This is a genomic window from Staphylococcus sp. LKG3-1, assembly GCF_048568385.1.
GTDB lineage: Bacteria > Bacillota > Bacilli > Staphylococcales > Staphylococcaceae > Staphylococcus > Staphylococcus saprophyticus.
Window position 1 is genome coordinate 291,375 of record NZ_CP183796.1, and the last position, 20,236, is coordinate 311,610.

Below are 20,236 nucleotides of genomic sequence, written 5' to 3' on the forward strand. Positions count from 1 at the left end.
CTAATATAGAAGCGGGACGATGAAATCAACATTTCTAAAATTGATCTCATCGTCCCGCTTTTGTTTGTTATAGGATACAACCGTAATATTATATCGTATTTACTTTACTTTCATTTTTTGAATGTGATCATAATCGGGTGTTGCATAAAGTGTTTTTTGGTTATCATAAGTTACAAAACCTGGTTTTGCACCTGAAGGCTTATGCACGTGTTTAATTTCAGTAAAGTCAACTGGAATTTGAGCTGAACTACCTGCTTTTGAGAAGTAACCAGATAACATGGCCGCTTCTTTAATTGTTTCTTCACTCGGATCATCACTTAATATGACGACATGTGATCCGGGAATATCTTTCGTATGGAACCAAAGTTGATGTTTCTTAGCTAATTTATTCGTTAAATAATCATTTTGTTTATTGTTTTTACCAACCATGATTGTATCTCCATCTGTAGATACGTATTCTTGTAACTGCATAGTTTGTTTCTTTTTCTTCTTACTCTGTTTACGTTGTTTCATATACCCTTGCTCGGCTAATTCATCGCGAATGTCATCAATATCATTGACTGAAATATGAGCAAGTTGTTGTTCTATACTTTCAAAATAATTAATGTTTTCTTTGGTTAAATCGATTTGATGGTGCAATTCATGTTCTCTTGTCTTTAATTTATTATACTGTTTGTAATAATTTTGTGCATTCACTGCTGGTGCCTTTGTAGGGTTAAGCGGTATAGTGACTTCTTCACCAGTGTAATAATTTAAGGCTGTGACCGATTTGTCACCTTGTTTAATACGATAAATGTTAGCAGTGATAAGTTCCCCATACAATTGTTGTAATTCTTTTTCTTTTGTACCTTCTTGTTCATCAATCAATTTATTTAATTTATTTTGAAATTTATGCAATTGTTGTTGTACAAATTTCACTAAATCATTTGCACGTTGTTTTACACGCTCTCGCTCTCCACGTGCATCATAATAACGGTCTAATAAATCATGTAATGAGTCATATTCTGTTACATCATCATAAAATTGATTTAATTTCATAAAGTAAAAATCTTCTTTACCCGTCTCGTGATTTTTATGAAAAACGGGTGTAGATGTATGGTTAATTTCATTGATGACTTCATCAAATGCTTCTGGTAACGTATCATTTGTCATAAATCGTTTGCGATTCACAATTTCATTTGTAATTAATGGACTAAAGCCTTCGAAATGATCAAGAAGTTGACGTGCAATTTTGCCCTTATTGAAATCGATATATTGTATGACTTTATTACCAGTTATTTCAAAAGGATTAATTTTATTTTGAGTTGGTGGTGTTTCATATTGAAAGCCAGGCATTACTGTGCGATATTGATTGGTATTCGGTGTTAAATGCTTAAAGCCTTCAATGATTTTACGCTGATCATCAACTAATATTAAGTTACTGTGTTTACCCATAATTTCTAAAATTATAGTTCTATATATTGTATCTCCAATTTCATCTTTGCTTTGAACATCAATTTCTACACGTCTATCATTCCCAATTTGTCTTACTGCTTTAACGATACCACCTTCTATATGTTTACGGAAAACGCGTGCAAACATGGGTGGATCAAATGGATTATCATATTTTTTATTTGTTAAATGCATTCTAGCAAAGCTAGGATGAATAGAAAGTAGAAGCTGATGATTTTTTCGGTTTTGTCGAATAACGACAAGAAGCGTGTCGTTTTCTGGTTGATTTATTTTATGGATTCTTCCGTCTACAAGAAATTGTAACGATTCCACCATTTTTCTTGTAAATAAACCATCATATGCCATTACTATCAGCCACCTTATTTTTTGTCATTCATCATATTGTAACATGGCATAAAGAAATGGTCATGACCAAAGTTTGTGCTGTTGGACGCTATACAACTAAATGAAAATTGTGGTATCATAGTTTAATAATAGAAGAATAGTTTAGAGAGGTAGTAAGTCATGGATAATGAGAAAGGTTTGTTGATTGTACTATCTGGACCTTCTGGCGTTGGGAAAGGTACAGTTAGAAAGAAAATATTTGATGACCCGTCCACATCTTATAAATATTCTATTTCGATGACGACACGTGATAAGCGTCAGGGTGAAGTCGATGGTGTTGATTATTTCTTCAAAGCAAAATCAGAGTTTGAAGAGTTAATAAAACAAGATCAATTTATAGAATATGCAGAGTACGTAGGAAATTATTATGGGACGCCTGTGCAATACGTTAAAGACACTATGGATCGTGGGCACGATGTATTTTTAGAAATTGAAGTAGAAGGTGCAAAACAGGTACGTAAAAAGTTCCCAGATGCATTGTTTATTTTTCTTGCGCCACCAAGTTTAGATCATTTACGTGAGCGCTTAGTAGGTCGTGGTACAGAATCCAGTGAAAAAATTCAAAGCCGAGTGCATGAAGCTCGTAAAGAAGTGGAAATGATGAATTTATATGATTATGTTGTAGTTAATGACGAAGTTGAGTTAGCTAAGCAACGTATTCAATCTATTGTTGAAGCTGAACATTTGAAGAGAGAACGTATAGAAGCAAAATATAGAAAAATGATACTGGAGGCAAAAAAATAATGTTACAACCACCATTAAACCAATTAACATCAAAAATAAATTCAAAATATTTAATTGCAACTACAGCTGCAAAACGTGCGCGTGAAATAGACGAGAAACCTGAAAGTGCATTATTAACAAAATACATTTCAGAAAAACCTGTTGGTAAAGCTTTAGAAGAAATTGCTGACGGTGAAGTTTTCCCAGACGAACTATTCTTAAAAACGTATTAATTAAAAAGCATAGATATTGAATTTTATATAGCCATCTATGTGTTATTAAATGAATATCTTTCAAGTGCACACCATGCAGTCGCAAGGTGTGCTTTTTTTATTTAACTGATAAATTGTGTATAATGAACAGTAATCGAAAAGTTAATTTAATTATGAGGGACATACATTTTGATTTTCAATTATAAGAGACGTCACCCACGTCTGATCTAATTCAATCGAAGGAGAATGACTATATAATGAAACGAATATTACTTGCTGTTACAGGTGGTATAGCTGCATATAAAGCAATTGATTTAACGAGTAAACTGACGCAGGCTGGATTTGATGTCAGGGTCATGCTTACTGATCATGCTCAGGAATTTGTTACCCCACTAGCATTCCAAGCTATTGGGAGAAATCCCGTTTATACGAGTACATTTATAGAGCAAAATCCTCAAGAAATTCAACATGTTGCGCTGGGTGATTGGGCAGACGCAATTATCGTAGCGCCAGCAACTGCAAATACAATTGCTAAATTAGCAAATGGCATTGCAGATGATATGGTTACGTCAACGTTGTTAGCAACTGAAACGCCTAAATTTATTGCACCTGCAATGAACGTGCATATGTATGAAAATAAGAGGACACAACATAATTTAGCGACTTTAAGTTCAGATGGTTACTATTTTTTAGAACCTGGAGAAGGTTTTTTAGCATGTGGATATGTAGCGAAGGGGCGTATGGAAGAACCTTTACAAATTGTAGAGCGCATAAAGCAATACTTTAATGACATAAAACAAAAAGCTGTGCCAGCATCAAGTAGCTTTATTGGTAAACATGTATTAATTACTGCTGGACCCACTGTAGAAGAATTAGATCCAGTTCGTTTTTTATCAAATCGATCTTCAGGTAAGATTGGATACGCGCTTGCTGAATCTTTAGCTAAACGAGGTGCAGAAGTTACTTTAGTTTCAGGACCGACACATTTAACACCACCGAAGCATGTTGATGTAGTACACGTACAAAGTGCAGAAGAAATGTTCGAAGCGGTTCGAAGTCGTTTTGCTAAACAAGATATCGTTTTTAAAGCTGCTGCCGTGTCAGATTATGCGCCAGTAGAAATGTTGGATCATAAATTAAAAAAACAAGATGGTACTTTATCTGTAGAATTTAAACGTACACCAGATATTTTGAAATATTTAGGAGAACATAAAGAATCACAATACTTAGTTGGATTTGCAGCAGAAACACAAAATATTGAAGCTTATGCACAAAAAAAATTGCATAATAAAAATGCAGATGTGATTATTGCGAATAATGTTGGAGACCGTACGATTGGCTTTAGTTCCGATGACAATGATTATACGATGTATTATAAAAATGGAGACGCTATACCTTTAGGCAAACACAAAAAAGTCGAATTAGCTGAGCATATATTGAATAGTTTAGAAACAAGGTGGAAATAAAATGATAGCAAAAGTAATTGTTGATATACCTTCTAAGAGTGTTGATTTTACATTTGATTATATAATTCCTATAAGGTTACAATCAATGATTCAAATAGGTATGCGTGTCATTGTTCCATTTGGACCAAGAACAATTCAAGGTTATGTTATGAAGATAACAGACCAGCCTGATAGCAATATAGATATAAAAAAATTAAAAGAAATTAAAGAAATTCAAGATATAAAACCCGAATTGACTGAAGAATTAATTCAATTTACTGAGTGGTATAACAATTACTTCGTTACAAAACGTATTTCAATGCTTGAAGTTATGCTGCCAAGTGCAATTAAAGCAAAATATACCAAGGTCTTTTCTATTGAAGATACGAATGCACTGCCTGAAACTTTAGCAGGGAAATTTGACTCATCAGGACACTATGCATTTAAAGCAGCACAGCAAAATGATGATTTAACACAAATTGCGCCATTATTAAAACAAGGTATTGTATCTGAAGTAACCTTACTATCACAAAATGTAAATAAGAAAAAACAACGTGCCATATGTGTTGTTGAAGGATTTAACTATGATAGTGTGCTAAATTCATTAGAAAAATCTAAGAAGCAATATGAATTATATGCCTTTTTATTAGATGAACAACATCGCATCGTTTTACTTAAAGAGATAGAAGCAATGGGTTATTCAAAATCTAGTGTAGATACATTAATTCGCAAGGGCTTTGTTGAAAAATATGATGCTGTCGTTGAACGTGATCCATTTGAGACTAGGGTCTTTGAACAAGATGTGAAACAACATCTGACTTCAGACCAACAACGTGCATTTGAAGCCATATCAGAAAAGATACATGCTCATGAACAATGTACCTATTTATTGCATGGTGTGACAGGATCAGGCAAAACAGAAGTGTATTTACAAACAATTGAAGAAGTACTAAATCTTAATAGACAAGCAATGATGTTAGTTCCAGAAATTGCCTTAACACCACAAATGGTATTAAGATTTAAACGTAGATTTGGAGACGAAGTTGCTGTACTACATTCTGGATTATCCAAAGGTGAACGCTATGATGAATGGCAAAAGATTAGAGACGGTAAAGCACGTGTGAGCGTAGGTGCACGTTCAAGCGTCTTTGCACCATTTAAAAATTTAGGGATGATTATTATAGATGAAGAACATGAATCTTCGTATAAGCAAGAAGATTATCCTAGATATCATGCAAGAGATATCGCGCAATGGCGTAGTGAGTATCATCAATGTCCTTTAATATTAGGCAGCGCGACACCAAGTTTAGAATCATTTGCACGAGCTGAAAAGGGTGTATATGAGTTACTATCGTTACCTAACAGAGTTAATCAACAAGCTTTACCTGAGGTAGAAATTGTAGATATGAGAGAAGAATTGAACTCTGGAAATCGCTCTATGTTCTCTAATCAATTACGAGATGCAATACAACAACGCTTAGATAATCAGGAACAAATTGTACTCTTTTTAAATCGACGCGGTTATGCTTCATTTATGTTGTGTAGAGATTGTGGGCATGTTCCACAGTGTCCGAACTGTGATATTTCATTGACTTATCACAAATCAACAGATCAATTGAAATGTCATTATTGTGGTCATCAAGAAGTACCACCTAATCAATGTCCTAATTGTGAAAGTGAGCATATTAGACAAATGGGTACTGGCACACAGAGAGTTGAAGAACTTTTACAAGAAGCGTTTCAAGAGGCTCGTATTATACGGATGGACGTGGATACTACTTCTAGAAAAGGTGCTCATGAAAAGTTATTAAATGATTTTGGTTCAGGAAAAGGGGATATCTTGTTAGGGACACAAATGATTGCTAAAGGATTGGATTTTCCTAATATTACGTTAGTAGGTGTTTTGAATGCTGACACAATGTTGAATTTGCCAGACTTTAGAGCAAGTGAGCGAACATACCAATTGTTAACGCAAGTTGCTGGTCGAGCTGGTCGTCATGAAAAAGAAGGACAGGTGCTTATTCAAACATACAATCCAGATCATTATGCTATTAAAGATGTCCAAGAGAATGATTACACAGCCTTTTTCCAAAAAGAAATGAATTATAGGAAAATTGGAAAGTACCCACCGTATTTCTTTTTAATTAATTTTACTATTGCGCATAAAGAAATGAAAAAAGTTATGGAAGCATCCAAGCATATTCATAAAATATTACTGCAACATTTAACAGACAAAGCACTTGTACTTGGCCCATCTCCGGCCGCATTATCAAGAATCAATAACGAATATCGCTTTCAAATATTAGTGAAATATAAACGAGAACCTGCATTACACGAAGCATTAAAATATTTAGACGATTATTATCATGATCAATATTTAAAAGAAAAATTATCTTTGAAAATAGATATCGCACCGCAGATGATGATGTAATATTAAGCACGTTATATAACGAAGCTAATGTATACTGACTTTTGTATAAAAATATTAGAAAAAAGAACAAATTGTTTTGCTAGGTAAATGATTAGCCATTAAAATAGTTTGTTCTTTTTTTTTGGACAAAAAAACATAAAAGTTAGATATAAATATGAAGTATAGTGATGGCGCTATGGATATAATCTTAACAATTAACTAATATTTATTAAAATTTATAAAAAATAATTTGCTACATTTTTTGCATTTAATATTAATTAAAGTTATATTAAAGAGTAACGAGTCACGCATAAATGATTAGAGTACGTATTGAGAACGACAATAACGATTAAGAAAAGCAACCGACTAAGTGAGAAATGAGATCAATATCTTTTTATGTCTAATCTAAGTAGTACGCCTATGAGTTTAATTCGAAATAGAAAAGCAATTGGATTAAGTATCAATGAGTTGTCAAACAGAATTACGTCCCTTTACGATATCGTATTAAATCCAGAGATGATTAAGCAAATTGAACAACAACAATTAACACTCAATCAAAATGACGCTAAAATATTAGCTGTTTTTTTATTACGACTGCGGAAGATTTACTTTAGTATAGTAACGTTAGTTTATGCTTTAGGGAAAAAAGGAGTGTTCATGTGCGATATAATGAGTTTAAGCAACCCATTGGTGAAGAACAAAATGAGTTTAAACAAGCTCATTTACCCAATGTGAAAGTTTTAGAAGGGCAATATTGCAGATTAGAAAAGTTAGCGCAATGTCATATTCAAGATTTATTTAATTATTTTTCTGATGAAGCGGATGCGCCGAATTGGACATATTTACCTGATGAGCAACCTCACGACTTTCAAGCATTTGAAAATTATATAGATAAGAAAATCAATTCTACTGATCCGTATTTTTTCGCCATTATTGATAAAGAAACATCTGAAGCAGTGGGCATTTTATCTTTACTCAGAATTGATCGCCATAATGGTTCAATTGAAGTTGGTCATATACATTACGCTAATGTCATGAAACAAACACGTATTGCCACGGAAGTGCAATTTTTATTAGCCAATTATGTATTTCAAACATTAGGTTATAGAAGATATGAATGGAAATGTGATGCTTTAAATGAACCGTCTATTAAAGCAGCCCAACGGCTAGGGTTTAAATTTGAAGGTATTTTTAGAAATCATAAAGTGTATAAAAATCGTAATCGTGACACATATTGGTTAGCAATGATTGATAAAGAGTGGCAGCAAAATAAACTTAAATTTGAAAGTTGGTTAGCAGCACAAAATTTCGATGAACTTGGTAATCAAGTGAATCGGTTAACGATTCTAGATTGATGAAAAACAATAAGCTTAAAGAACGATCAATGCTCAATATATAATGAAAAATGTAAAGGTTTGAAATATGTCTTGTATACTATGAACATCGTTTTAAAGTGCAGTATAGATAAAAAGCCCATTTAAATATGAGCAGATATCTATTTCTGCACTTTTTATATTTTATGAATATAGATTGAATGAAGACTTATCCTACTACTTACTCAATATGTTCAGTAAAGTATTCTTTCAATGAATGGTGCAATTTCCACTAAAATAAGTTATAATAATATGATGAATTTTTATGAGGAGAAATCGATATGACAATCAAACAACTTGTAACAAGCAAACACCCTATTCTTAATAAGCCTATACCGGATGTGACAAAATTTGATGAAAATTTAGAACAATTATTGTTAGATTTAGAAGATACAATGTATGATGTTGAAGCATCTGCGATATGTGCGCCGCAGATAGGTGTTGCACAAAAAGTAGCGATGATAGATATGGAAATGGATGGATTGTTACAACTGATTAATCCTCAAATTATAAGTGAATCGGATACAAAAGTGACTGATTTAGAAGGGTCTATCAGTATACCTAATGTTTATGGTGAAGTGGAAAGAAGTAAAATGATTGTCGTTAAGAGTAATGATAAAAAAGGTAATGAAGTTGAGATGACTGCATATGATGATATCGCGAGAATGATTTTACATATGATAGATCATTTTGAAGGAAGATTGTTTACTGAACGTGTAGAGAAATTTTTAAGTGAAAGTGAAATGGAGGCGTATTTTGATAATGAGTAAAGTCATTTTTATGGGAACACCAGATTTTTCAACAAAAGTGCTAGAAATGTTAATTGCTGAACATGATGTGATTGCAGTAGTCACGCAACCAGACAGACCAGTGGGTAGAAAACGTGTTTTAACACCTCCACCAGTGAAAGAAGTTGCAATTAAGCACGGTTTACCAGTATATCAACCAGAAAAATTAGCCCAATCATCAGAGTTAGAACAACTTATTGACTTAGAAGCAGATTTAATCGTAACTGCAGCCTTTGGGCAAATATTGCCTGAATCATTATTAAATGCGCCAAAGTTAGGGGCAATCAATGTCCACGCGTCGTTATTACCTAAATATAGAGGTGGAGCGCCGATTCATCAAGCTATCATGGATGGTCAAACAGAAACAGGTATTTCTATAATGTATATGGTTAAGAAATTAGATGCAGGAGATATCATTTCTCAACAAGCAATAGAAATTGAGCACCAAGATGATGTCGGTACCATGCATGATAAATTGAGCTTTTTAGGTGCAGAATTATTAAAAGAGACTTTACCTTCTATTATTAATGGTACAAATAACCGCATTACACAGAATGAAAGTGAAGCTAGTTTTGCTACTAATATAAGTAGAGAACAGGAAAAGATTGATTGGTACCAATCGGCTGAAGTTATTTACAACCATATAAGAGGTCTGTCACCATGGCCAGTAGCTTATACAGTTATGGATGATGGTAACATGAAAGTATATGCATCCCGAATTGAAAAAGGTAAAACAGGTGAACCAGGTACAATTATTGAAACAACGAAAAAAGCAATCATCGTTGCGACAGGTTCCGACGATGCAATTGCATTAACAGATATTCAAGTTGCAGGGAAAAAACGTATGTTAACTGCAAACTACTTAAGTGGCGTGCAAACTTCACTTGTTGGGAAGGTACTAACATGACAATAGAAACAAATGTGCGAGCGTTAGCATTTGAAACCATTCAAGATATTATAAATGATAAAGCCTATAGTAACATCATCATTAATGATGTGTTATCAAATAATGAATTAAATAGAGCAGATAAAGGATTATATACAGAATTAGTATATGGCACGTTAAAAAGAAAATATACTTTAGATTATTTGCTGAAACCTTTTGTTCAAACAAAGTTAAAAGGTTGGGTCAGACAGTTACTTTGGATGAGTATTTATCAATATGTCTATTTAGATAAAATACCTGAACACGCGATTATTAATGAAGCCGTTGAAATTGCTAAATATAAAGGCGGTCCGCATAATGGTAATGTTGTGAACGGTATACTAAGAAATATTATGCGCAGTGACTTACCAGATTTTACTGAAATTACAGATGACAAAAAACGTATCGCGATCGAATACAGTTTACCCAAATGGTTGGTTGATCACTGGACAACGCATTTTGGTATTGAAAAAACAGAAACAATTGCGCAATCATTTTTAGATAAAGTAACTACAACCGTACGTGTTAACTTAACTCGTATTTCAGTAGACGATGCTATTAGAAGACTCACTGATGATGATTATATTGTAGAACAAGATAGAGAAATCGAAACTTGTCTACATATTAGTGGTAAGTCAATTATTGAATCTCGTATGTTTAAAGATGGACTGATATCTATTCAAGATAAGAGTTCAATGTTTATTGGTGAATTAATGGCATTAAAAGAAGGTGACCAAGTTTTAGATGCTTGTAGTGCACCTGGTGGAAAAGCTTGTCATATTGCTGAAATATTAAATGGTACTGGACAGGTTGATGCGACGGACATTCATGAACATAAAATAGATTTAATAGATTTTAATATAAGAAAATTACGTTTATCTAACATTTCTGCATTTGAACACGATGCAACTGAAAAATATGATAAAGTGTATGATAAGATTTTAGTAGATGCGCCATGTAGTGGTTTAGGTGTTTTAAGACATAAACCAGAAATAAAATATGAACAATCGCAACATGCAATTGAATCTTTGGTTGAAATTCAATTGGAAATCTTAAATAATGTGAAATATAATGTGAAACCTGGTGGTACAATGATTTATTCAACTTGTACGATTGAGCAAATGGAAAATGAAAATGTTGTATATACATTTTTAAAAGAAAATAAAGATTTTGAATTCGATCAATTTGAACATCCAATAACTGGAGAAAAAGTAAAAACGATGCAAATTTTACCTCAAGATTTTAACTCTGATGGCTTTTTCATAACTAGGATAAGAAGAAAGGAAAATTAAAATATGATAACTGCAGAAAAGAAGAAAAAAAATAAGTTTCTTCCCAATTTTGAAAAGCAATCAATTTATTCATTAAGATACGATGAGATGCAAGATTGGTTGGTACAAAATGGTCAGCAAAAATTCAGAGCGAAACAAATTTTTGAGTGGCTTTACGAAAAACGCGTCGATGACATTGATGATATGACAAATTTATCTAAAGAATTAAGAGAAGTACTTAAAGATAATTTTACAATGACAACCATGACAACAGTTGTAAAACAAGAAAGTAAAGACGGTACAATTAAGTTTTTATTTGAATTACAAGATGGTTATACAATTGAAACGGTCCTTATGAGACATGAATACGGGAATTCTGTTTGTGTAACCACACAGGTTGGTTGCCGTATTGGTTGTACGTTTTGCGCTTCTACATTAGGCGGTTTAAAACGTAACTTAGAAGCTGGAGAAATTGTTTCTCAAGTATTAACAGTTCAAAAAGCTTTAGATGAAACAGAAGAGCGTGTATCACAAATCGTTATCATGGGTATTGGAGAACCATTTGAAAACTATGATGAAATGATGGATTTCTTAAAAATTGTTAATGATGATAATGGACTAAATATTGGAGCGCGTCATATTACAGTGTCAACTTCAGGAATTATTCCAAGAATATACGATTTCGCTGATGAAGATATTCAAATTAATTTTGCGGTTAGCTTACACGGTGCAAATGATGAAATTCGATCACGTTTGATGCCGATAAATAGAGCATATAATGTAGAAAAATTAATGGAAGCTATTCATTATTATCAAGAAAAAACAAATAGACGTATTACTTTTGAATATGGTTTATTTGGTGGCGTCAACGACCAAATTGAACATGCTAGGGAATTAGCGCATTTAATTCAAAAATTGAATTGCCATGTTAACTTAATACCAGTGAATCACGTACCAGAAAGAAATTATGTGAAGACACCTAAAGAAGATATCTTTAAATTTGAAAAAGAATTGAAGCGTTTAGGGATAAATGCAACAATTAGACGTGAACAAGGTGCCGATATTGACGCTGCTTGTGGTCAATTAAGAGCTAAGGAACGAAAAGTAGAAACGAGGTAGGGACATGCTAAAAGCACAATTTTTTACTGACACGGGTCGATACCGTGATAAAAATGAAGATGCAGGTGGCGTATTTTATAATCGTACAGAGCAACAGCTATTAGTGCTTTGTGATGGTATGGGTGGTCACCTAGCAGGAGAAGTTGCGAGCCAATTTGTCACTGATGAGCTTCAACGTCGTTTTGAAGTGGAAAATCTTATCGAAGCTGATCAAGCTGAAAATTGGTTGAGAACAACTTTAAAAGCTATTAATCGTGAGTTATATGAAATGTCAGTAGAAAACCCAGAATATAAGGGTATGGGTACAACTTGTGTCTGTGCTTTAGTATTTGATAACTATATTGTAGTCGCAAATATTGGTGATTCACGAGCTTATTTAGTGAATAGTAGAGAGATTGAACAAATTACGAATGATCATTCGTTTGTTAATCATCTCATGATGATTGGGCAAATTACTGCTGAACAAGCATTTAATCATCCTCAACGAAATATCATTACCAAAGTGATGGGGACTGATAAGTTAGTGACGCCAGATATATTTGTGAAAAAAACGAATTTCTATGATTATTTAATGTTAAATTCTGATGGTTTAACCGATTTTGTACGTAACCATCAAATTCAAGAAACATTGGTACAAGCGAAAGAATTAGAGACACACGGTCAAGACTTAATAGAACTTGCACTATCTGAAGATACGAATGACAATGTAAGTATTGTATTGGCTGAGATTGAAGGTGATAAAGTATGATAGGCAAAATAATAAGTGAGCGCTACGAGGTCATTAAAAAACTCGGTGGTGGCGGAATGAGTACTGTCTATCTTGCCGAAGACACAATTCTCAATCGTAAAGTAGCGATCAAAGCAATTAGGATTCCTGCTGGTGAGAAAGAAGAAACTATTAAACGTTTCGAAAGAGAAGTACATAATTTAACACAACTATCACATAAAAATATAGTGAACGTGTTTGATGTTACGGAAGATGATGATAATTTCTATTTAGTAATGGAATATATAGAAGGACCGACATTATCTGAATACATTCAAAAAAACCAACCTTTGGAGACCACAACAGCACTCAACTTTACCAATCAAATTATTAATGGAATTAAACATGCTCATGATACTAAAATCGTACACCGTGATATTAAACCACAAAATATTTTAATAGATAAGCACCAGACTTTGAAGATTTTAGATTTTGGTATTGCGAAAGCTCTAAGCGAAACAACAATGACACAAACGAACCATGTATTAGGTACAGTTCAATATTTATCACCCGAACAAGCACGTGGTGAATCGACAGATAATGGTACCGATATTTATTCAATTGGTGTTGTATTGTATGAAATGCTTATTGGTAAACCACCGTTTTCTGGGGAAACAGCAGTAAGTATTGCAATTAAGCATATCCAAGATCCTATGCCTAATATTACTGATGAACGCTCGGATGTACCTCAAGCACTAAGTAATATTGTACTGAAAGCAACGGAAAAAGATAAGACGGTGCGTTACCAATCAGTAAGAGATATGCAAAGTGATTTAGAAAATGTATTGTCTGAAAATCGTGAGAATGAAGCGAGGTATCAATCCGTTGAGGAGAATACCAAGACAATTCCTATAAATAAATCAGATATTGTCAACCAGACGAGAGATGAAGATAAAGGAAAAAACATAAAAGAAACAATGCAGATTCCTATCGTCAATCAACAACAATTTCAATCAAGTGAAGAACATATTTATGAGGTACCACAAAAAAAGCGTACAAAGAAAAAGAAGTTTTTCTATACACTTATAATCGTCTTATTGCTGTTTGGTTTATTTGGATTCATGGCAATGGGTATGTTTGGAAATAAATATTTAGAAACACCAGATTTATCAGGTAAGACAGAAAAAGAAGCAGAACATATTTTAAAAGAAAATAAATTACAAATGGGTAATATATCGCGTGAATATAGTGATAAATATCCAGAGAATAAAATTATAAAAACGACGCCTGAGAAAGGGGATCGTTTAGAACAACAAAGTAAAGTTGACATTGTTTTATCTAAAGGACCTGAATTGACGGAAATGCCAAATTTATTTGGTATGACAAAATCCGAAGCTTTAGATAAATTAAAAGATTTAGGCATCAAAGATTCAAAAGTGAAACAAGCGTACACGAAACAAAATATCGCTAAAGGTTTAATTGAATCACAAAATGTGAATCCTGGAGATAAAGTGAAAGTGAATGATAGTAATATAGAACTTACTGAATCTTTAGGGACAAAACAAGTTTACGTTGATGACTATGAGAATAAAGCTTTTAAAACGGCAAAATCAGAGTTAGAGGCAAAAGGATTCAAGGTAGTTGTCACTCAGGAAACTGAGGACAAGAAAGTTAAAAAAGATAATGTTATCAGCCAATCGCCAAAAGATGAAGAAATAGACGAAGGTTCAACAATTGAATTCACCGTTTCAAAAGGCGCTCCAAAATCTGATGATGATAAAGAAGATGAGGAAAAAGACGCTGACGATAAAGATAAAGATGACAAAGAATCTAAAGATGATGAACCAGCGACTAAAGATTATACAGAAACGTATGAAGTTCAATATACTGGTAAAGATGACGACAGCCAAGAAGTAAAAGTGTTTGTAAGAGACAAAGATGGCGAAGGGACATCACCTTCACAAACATTTAAAATAAAAGACAATAAAACCATTAAAATACCGATGACAATAGAAAAAGGTAAAACGGCTGGTTATACCGTTCGTGTAGATGGTAAAGTTGTTGCTGATAAAGATATACCTTATGATTTTTAGCGACACTTAGCGAGCGAAGAGAGCATAGTGTCGCTTATGCAAGAGCGAAAGCTCTAGCGAACCACAAATAGAAGATATAAAATGAGCACCAATTTAGTCGAATTTGGATTAAATTGGTGCTTTTAATTTATTATCTCAATTTCATTCATAGAATAATTAAGTGGAAAAGTATCGTTATCGATATTTACAACTGAAAATTTAGCCGAAATCGTTTCAAATCATATTTAAATCAAAAATGCTTTGCTATAATATAAATGGTAAAAGTATTTAAAAGAGGGGTGCCTAAGTGAAAACAGGACGCATCATAAAATCAATCAGTGGTGTTTACCGAGTTGATGTAGACGGTGAAATGTATGATACAAAACCACGTGGCCTTTTTAGAAAAAATAAATTTTCACCTATTGTAGGTGATGTCGTTGATTTTGAAGTAGAAAATGTAACGGAAGGTTATATACATCATGTACATGAACGAAAAAATGAAATAAAGCGACCGCCTGTTAGTAATGTCGACCATCTCATTCTTGTAATGAGTGCTGTAGAACCAGATTTTTCTACACAGTTACTAGATAGGTTTTTAGTAATTGCGCATTCTTATCATATGCGTCCGCGTATTCTTGTAACTAAAAAAGATTTGACATCTTTGGAAAAACAACACGATATTGAAAAATTGCTAGAAGTTTATGAGAATATGAGCTATAAAACACAATTCATAAGTATTAATGAAGATATTGAACAAGTCTTTTCAAGTTGGGGTGATGGTTTAGCTGTGTTGAGTGGTCAATCAGGTGTTGGTAAATCAACGTTATTGAATAAATATTTTCCTAATATAGAGATTGAAACACAACACATTTCTAAAGCGTTAAATCGTGGTCGTCATACAACACGTCATGTTGAATTGTTTGAGAGAGCTAAAGGCTTTATAGCAGATACGCCAGGCTTTAGTGCTTTGGATTATGATCATATACAAAAAGATGAAATCAAAAATTATTTCATGGAAATACATGAATATAGTGCGACATGTAAGTTCAGAGATTGTAACCATATTAATGAACCGAAATGTAATGTTAAAGCTGAATTGGAAAATGGCAATATTGCCCAGTTTAGATACGATCATTATTTACAGCTATTTAAAGAAATTTCAAATAGAAAGGAAAGATATTAAGTGGCAAAATTATATCCATCATTATTATCAGCAGATTTTTTGAATTTACAACAAGAGTTAACTGCTTTAGAAAAGGCAGGCGTTGATGGGGTACATTTTGACGTCATGGATGGACAATTTGTACCTAACATTTCAATCGGACTACCTATATTGGATTCAGTACGTAAAGGTACAGATTTACCTATTGATGTGCATCTTATGATAGAAGAACCTGAAAAATATGTTGAATTATTTGCTGAGCATGGCGCTGATATGATTTCAGTACATGTTGAAGCAACACCCCATATTCACAGAGTGATTGAACAAATTAAGAATAAAAATGTAAAAGCTGGTGTGGTGATTAATCCTGGGACGCCAGTTGATTCAATTCGTCCGGTATTAAAAATGGTAGATTATGTATTGGTTATGACAGTAAACCCTGGTTTTGGTGGTCAAACATTTATAAATGATTGCGTAGAAAAACTGGATCAATTATCTGAAATCAAAAAAGCGCAAGGCTTAAACTTTGATATTGAAGTAGATGGTGGTATTAACAATAACACTGTTGAAACTGTAGTTAACCATGGTGCGACAATGTTAGTTGCAGGGTCATACTTTTTTAAACACGATGAATATCAAACGGTAACTAACACATTGAAAGGTTGACATAGATGAAAGCCAATTTATTATGTGGCAATAGAAATTTGCCCAAGCATATTTTAGTGGAACATAAACATGAACATTGGATTGGTATAGATAGAGGCACCTTGATCTTGCTAGAATCTGGGATTACACCTCAATTTGCAGTCGGTGATTTCGATTCTATTTCTGATTCAGAGAGGAACTTTATACAACAACAGATAGAGATAAATCCTTATAATTCTGAAAAAGATGACACAGATTTAGCTTTAGGCATTGATCAAGCAGTAAAGCGTGGCTATCGAAATATTGATGTTTATGGTGCGACGGGCGGTAGACTAGATCATTTCATGGGCGCCTTACAAATACTGGAAAAACCGGAATATACAAAAATGAATATCAACATTAAATTAATAGATGACACAAATGAAATTCAATTTATACAAAAAGGTCAGTTTAATGTGACATATAGTGAACAATTTCCATATATTTCATTTATACCAGTCATCTATCCAACTGTAATTTCATTGAAAGGCTTTAAATATAACTTACAAAATGAAACACTGAAACTTGGTTCAACGCTTACTATTTCAAATGAATTAAGTCAATCTTGTGGGAATATAGAAATAATTGAAGGCAGTGTATTGATGATTCGAAGTAAAGATTAAATGAGGATTTTTAAATATACGCTGATATCTAAAAGAAAATGAAATAAAAAAAGACCAATCCTCCACATAAGGATTGGTCTTTTCGTGCATTATATTTATTAAACTCTAGTTACTTTACCAGATTTTAAAGCACGTGCAGAAACCCAAACTTTTTTAGGTTTTCCGTCTACAAGAATTCTAACTTTTTGAAGGTTAGCATTCCATCTTCTTTTAGAAGAATTTAAAGCGTGAGAACGATTGTTTCCAGTTGAAGCTTTACGACCTGTTACGAAACATTGTTTGCCCATGAAAGTACCTCCTTTAATAAATATAAATACACGTATCTACTACATACTTGAATAATGTACCACAAATAAGTATAGATAGCAATAAAACGAGAAAAATTTTTCGTTTACATGAATAATACTTTTGTTAATATTAAATTATGGTATAATTGTAAACTGTGGATAAATATAGTATTTTTTTAATAAGATAATCAAGACGCATTGTTTATTATTGGCGATTATGATATAACCATAAACTTAGGAGGCCCATTTTATGACATTAGAAATCACAAATGATTACGGTAGTATAGACATTTCAAACGAAGTAATATCTTCAGTTGTGGGTAGTAAAGCAGTAGAATGTTATGGAATTGTAGGCATGGCTTCTAGACAACAAGTTAGAGATGGCATTGCAGAAATACTCGGACATGAAAATTATGCTAAAGGTATCATTGTACGAGAAGATAATGGCGTTGTTGATGTAGATATGTACATTATTGTAAGCTTTGGAACAAAAATATCTGAAGTAGCTAGCAATGTACAATCAACTGTAAAATATACATTAGAACAAACATTAAAAATAAAAGTAAATTCAATCAATATATTTGTACAAGGTGTGCGCATTAATAATGGCACGAAAAACTAGGAGGACATTACGCAATGGTAAGCAAAATAGATGGTAAATTATTTGCCGAGATGATTATACAAGGGGCGCAAAATTTATCAAATCATGCAGACTTAGTTGATTCATTGAACGTTTATCCAGTACCAGATGGAGATACTGGGACGAATATGAATTTGACGATGACATCAGGGAGAGAAGCAGTCGAAAACAATTTATCTCAACAAATTGGTGAACTAGGTAAGACATTTTCTAAAGGTTTATTGATGGGTGCTAGAGGGAACTCTGGTGTGATTTTGTCACAATTATTTAGAGGGTTTAGTAAAAGTTTAGAAACATATGAAACAATTAATGCTAAACAATTTGCTGAAAGTTTTAAAGCAGGTGTAGATACAGCGTATAAAGCAATCATGAAACCAGTTGAGGGAACGATTTTAACAGTAGCAAGAGATGCAGCTGATGCAGCTATACTAAAGGCAGAAGAAACCGACGATTGTATTGAATTAATGGCTTACATTCTCGAAGAAGCAGAAGTCTCACTTGAAAACACACCGAATTTATTACCAGTATTAAAAGAAGTCGGTGTTGTAGATAGTGGAGGTAAAGGCTTAGCTATTGTTTACGCTGGATTTTTAAAAGCATTAAAAGGTGAAACGGTATCTGCACAGTCACCAAAATTAAATAAAGAGTCTTTAGTTAATGAAGAACATGATTTTCATGGCGTAATTAATACGGAAGATATCGTTTATGGCTATTGTACTGAAATGATGGTTCGTTTTGGAAAAAATAAAAAAACCTTTGATGAGCAGAGTTTTAGAGAAGACATGAGCCAGTTTGGGGATTCTTTATTAGTTATCAACGATGAGGAAATTGTTAAAGTACATGTGCATACAGAAAAACCAGGTGACGTATTTAACTATGGTCAACAGTATGGTGAATTAATTAAGTTAAAAGTCGAAAATATGCGTGAACAACATCGTGAAGTTGTGAAAAAAGAACATGACGGTGGCAAAGCAACATCTACAGAAGAAACGCAGGCAGTCGACACTGCAGTCATTGCAATCTCCATGGGTGAAGGTATTTCAGAGATTTTCAAGTCAATGGGTGCGACACACATGATTAGTGGTGGACAAACAATGAATCCATCAACAGAAGATATTGTCAAGATTATTGAACAATCACAATGTAAACGTGCAATCATTTTACCTAATAATAAAAACATTCTAATGGCTAGTGAACAAGCTGCTGAAATTGTAGAAGCTGATACTATAGTCATTCCGACCAAATCAATACCACAAGGCATTGCTGCGTTATTTAATTATGATGAAACTGATTCACTCGAATCTAATAAATCAAGAATGGTGGAATCTTTAGAAGCAGTACGTTCTGGTTCAGTGACATACGCTGTGAGAGATACTAAAATTGATGGTGTTGAAATTAAAAAAGACGCATTTATGGGCTTGATTGAGGATAAAATTGTAACAAGTCATGCTGATCAATTTGAAACGGTTAAGGGATTAATGGCAGAAATGATTAATGAAGATAGTGAAATCATTACGATGATCGTTGGTATGGATGCTGATAAAACAGTTACTTCAGACATTGAAGATTGGATGGAAGCAACATATCCAGACGTTGAATTAGAACAACATGATGGTCAACAACCTGTTTATCAATATTTGTTTTCTGTAGAATAATATAAATTACAGCATTAGAATCTTAAAAGAGTATCATTTATACAATAGTATATGACTTCAAAAGGAAAAACATCGACTATATCAGTCATGTTACAGATGGGAGTGAGAAAATCAGATTTTAAAATTTGATTAATTCTTACTTCCATATTTTTTTGAAATAATGACATTTTTTAAATAGTTTTAAGGTTGTCAGCAATTTAATTTTGCATTTAATAAGAACAATACAACCAGTTTTGGTTTATAATGTTTATTGAACTTGTTATAATAAACAAGATGTTTAAGAATGAAAGCGCAACACTTTAGAA

19 protein-coding genes are annotated in these 20,236 nt (G+C 33.1%); 17 read left to right on the forward strand and 2 right to left on the reverse strand.

Annotated features, from left to right (window positions below; translation table 11 throughout):
- Window positions 1-99 precede the first annotated feature (99 nt).
- Window positions 100-1,797 (reverse strand): Rqc2 family fibronectin-binding protein, encoded by a 1,698-nt coding sequence (locus tag ACM595_RS01450; protein WP_115352987.1) that lies wholly within the window; start codon window positions 1,795-1,797, stop codon window positions 100-102.
- 159 nt (window positions 1,798-1,956) lie between these two features.
- Here ACM595_RS01450 and gmk point away from each other — a divergent pair, with 159 nt between their 5' ends.
- From gmk to ACM595_RS01525, 15 genes are all read left to right on the forward strand, one after another.
- Window positions 1,957-2,580 carry a guanylate kinase gene (gene gmk, locus ACM595_RS01455; protein ID WP_002483518.1) on the forward strand — a complete coding sequence of 208 codons (624 nt, stop codon included), beginning with the start codon at window positions 1,957-1,959 and terminating at the stop codon, window positions 2,578-2,580.
- Window positions 2,580-2,792 carry a DNA-directed RNA polymerase subunit omega gene (gene rpoZ / locus ACM595_RS01460; RefSeq protein ID WP_002483517.1) on the forward strand — a complete coding sequence of 71 codons (213 nt, stop codon included), beginning with the start codon at window positions 2,580-2,582 and terminating at the stop codon, window positions 2,790-2,792. Before gmk ends, rpoZ begins: the two co-directional genes overlap by 1 nt.
- Before the next feature lie 236 nt (window positions 2,793-3,028).
- Window positions 3,029-4,237: a bifunctional phosphopantothenoylcysteine decarboxylase/phosphopantothenate--cysteine ligase CoaBC gene (gene coaBC, locus ACM595_RS01465; RefSeq protein WP_041080427.1), complete on the forward strand. Its 1,209-nt coding sequence runs from the start codon at window positions 3,029-3,031 to the stop codon at window positions 4,235-4,237.
- Window position 4,238: 1 nt separating this feature from the next.
- The gene (gene priA / locus ACM595_RS01470) at window positions 4,239-6,647 is read left to right on the forward strand and encodes a primosomal protein N' (RefSeq protein ID WP_037538565.1); all 2,409 of its coding nucleotides are present in this window, start codon (window positions 4,239-4,241) and stop codon (window positions 6,645-6,647) included.
- Window positions 6,648-7,022: 375 nt separating this feature from the next.
- A complete protein-coding gene (locus tag ACM595_RS01475; protein ID WP_228481169.1) occupies window positions 7,023-7,361 on the forward strand; it encodes a hypothetical protein in 339 nt (112 codons plus the stop codon).
- Window positions 7,286-7,981, forward strand: coding sequence for a GNAT family N-acetyltransferase (locus tag ACM595_RS01480; protein ID WP_002483513.1), 696 nt, complete (start codon window positions 7,286-7,288; stop codon window positions 7,979-7,981). Before ACM595_RS01475 ends, ACM595_RS01480 begins: the two co-directional genes overlap by 76 nt.
- A 299-nt stretch (window positions 7,982-8,280) precedes the next feature.
- Window positions 8,281-8,769, forward strand: a complete 489-nt coding sequence (locus ACM595_RS01485; protein WP_002483512.1) for a peptide deformylase — start codon at window positions 8,281-8,283, stop codon at window positions 8,767-8,769.
- Window positions 8,762-9,694 (forward strand): methionyl-tRNA formyltransferase, encoded by a 933-nt coding sequence (gene fmt, locus ACM595_RS01490; protein WP_002483511.1) that lies wholly within the window; start codon window positions 8,762-8,764, stop codon window positions 9,692-9,694. Before ACM595_RS01485 ends, fmt begins: the two co-directional genes overlap by 8 nt.
- Before the next feature lie 2 nt (window positions 9,695-9,696).
- Window positions 9,697-11,004: a 16S rRNA (cytosine(967)-C(5))-methyltransferase RsmB gene (gene rsmB, locus ACM595_RS01495; protein WP_232010403.1), complete on the forward strand. Its 1,308-nt coding sequence runs from the start codon at window positions 9,697-9,699 to the stop codon at window positions 11,002-11,004.
- 3 nt (window positions 11,005-11,007) lie between these two features.
- The gene (gene rlmN, locus ACM595_RS01500; RefSeq protein ID WP_037538561.1) at window positions 11,008-12,102 is read left to right on the forward strand and encodes a 23S rRNA (adenine(2503)-C(2))-methyltransferase RlmN; all 1,095 of its coding nucleotides are present in this window, start codon (window positions 11,008-11,010) and stop codon (window positions 12,100-12,102) included.
- A 4-nt stretch (window positions 12,103-12,106) separates the two neighbouring features.
- A complete protein-coding gene (locus ACM595_RS01505; RefSeq protein ID WP_002483508.1) occupies window positions 12,107-12,850 on the forward strand; it encodes a Stp1/IreP family PP2C-type Ser/Thr phosphatase in 744 nt (247 codons plus the stop codon).
- Entirely contained in the window at window positions 12,847-14,901 is a 2,055-nt protein-coding gene (gene pknB / locus ACM595_RS01510) for a Stk1 family PASTA domain-containing Ser/Thr kinase (protein WP_115338570.1), read from the forward strand. Before ACM595_RS01505 ends, pknB begins: the two co-directional genes overlap by 4 nt.
- Before the next feature lie 286 nt (window positions 14,902-15,187).
- Window positions 15,188-16,063 (forward strand): ribosome small subunit-dependent GTPase A, encoded by an 876-nt coding sequence (gene rsgA / locus ACM595_RS01515; protein WP_002483506.1) that lies wholly within the window; start codon window positions 15,188-15,190, stop codon window positions 16,061-16,063.
- A complete protein-coding gene (gene rpe / locus ACM595_RS01520; protein ID WP_002483505.1) occupies window positions 16,064-16,708 on the forward strand; it encodes a ribulose-phosphate 3-epimerase in 645 nt (214 codons plus the stop codon).
- Window positions 16,709-16,713: 5 nt separating this feature from the next.
- Window positions 16,714-17,349 carry a thiamine diphosphokinase gene (locus ACM595_RS01525; RefSeq protein ID WP_037538558.1) on the forward strand — a complete coding sequence of 212 codons (636 nt, stop codon included), beginning with the start codon at window positions 16,714-16,716 and terminating at the stop codon, window positions 17,347-17,349.
- A gap of 98 nt (window positions 17,350-17,447) precedes the next feature.
- Here the strand turns inward: ACM595_RS01525 and rpmB are convergent, their stop codons facing one another.
- On the reverse strand, window positions 17,448-17,636 hold the full coding sequence (gene rpmB, locus ACM595_RS01530; RefSeq protein ID WP_002483503.1) for a 50S ribosomal protein L28: 189 nt from the start codon (window positions 17,634-17,636) through the stop codon (window positions 17,448-17,450).
- Window positions 17,637-17,886: 250 nt separating this feature from the next.
- On the opposite strand from rpmB, the gene ACM595_RS01535 reads away from it, so the two are divergent.
- Both ACM595_RS01535 and fakA read left to right on the forward strand, forming a co-directional pair.
- Window positions 17,887-18,258, forward strand: a complete 372-nt coding sequence (locus tag ACM595_RS01535; RefSeq protein ID WP_002483502.1) for an Asp23/Gls24 family envelope stress response protein — start codon at window positions 17,887-17,889, stop codon at window positions 18,256-18,258.
- A 14-nt stretch (window positions 18,259-18,272) separates the two neighbouring features.
- The gene (gene fakA / locus ACM595_RS01540) at window positions 18,273-19,931 is read left to right on the forward strand and encodes a fatty acid kinase catalytic subunit FakA (protein WP_419744420.1); all 1,659 of its coding nucleotides are present in this window, start codon (window positions 18,273-18,275) and stop codon (window positions 19,929-19,931) included.
- Window positions 19,932-20,236: the final 305 nt, after the last annotated feature.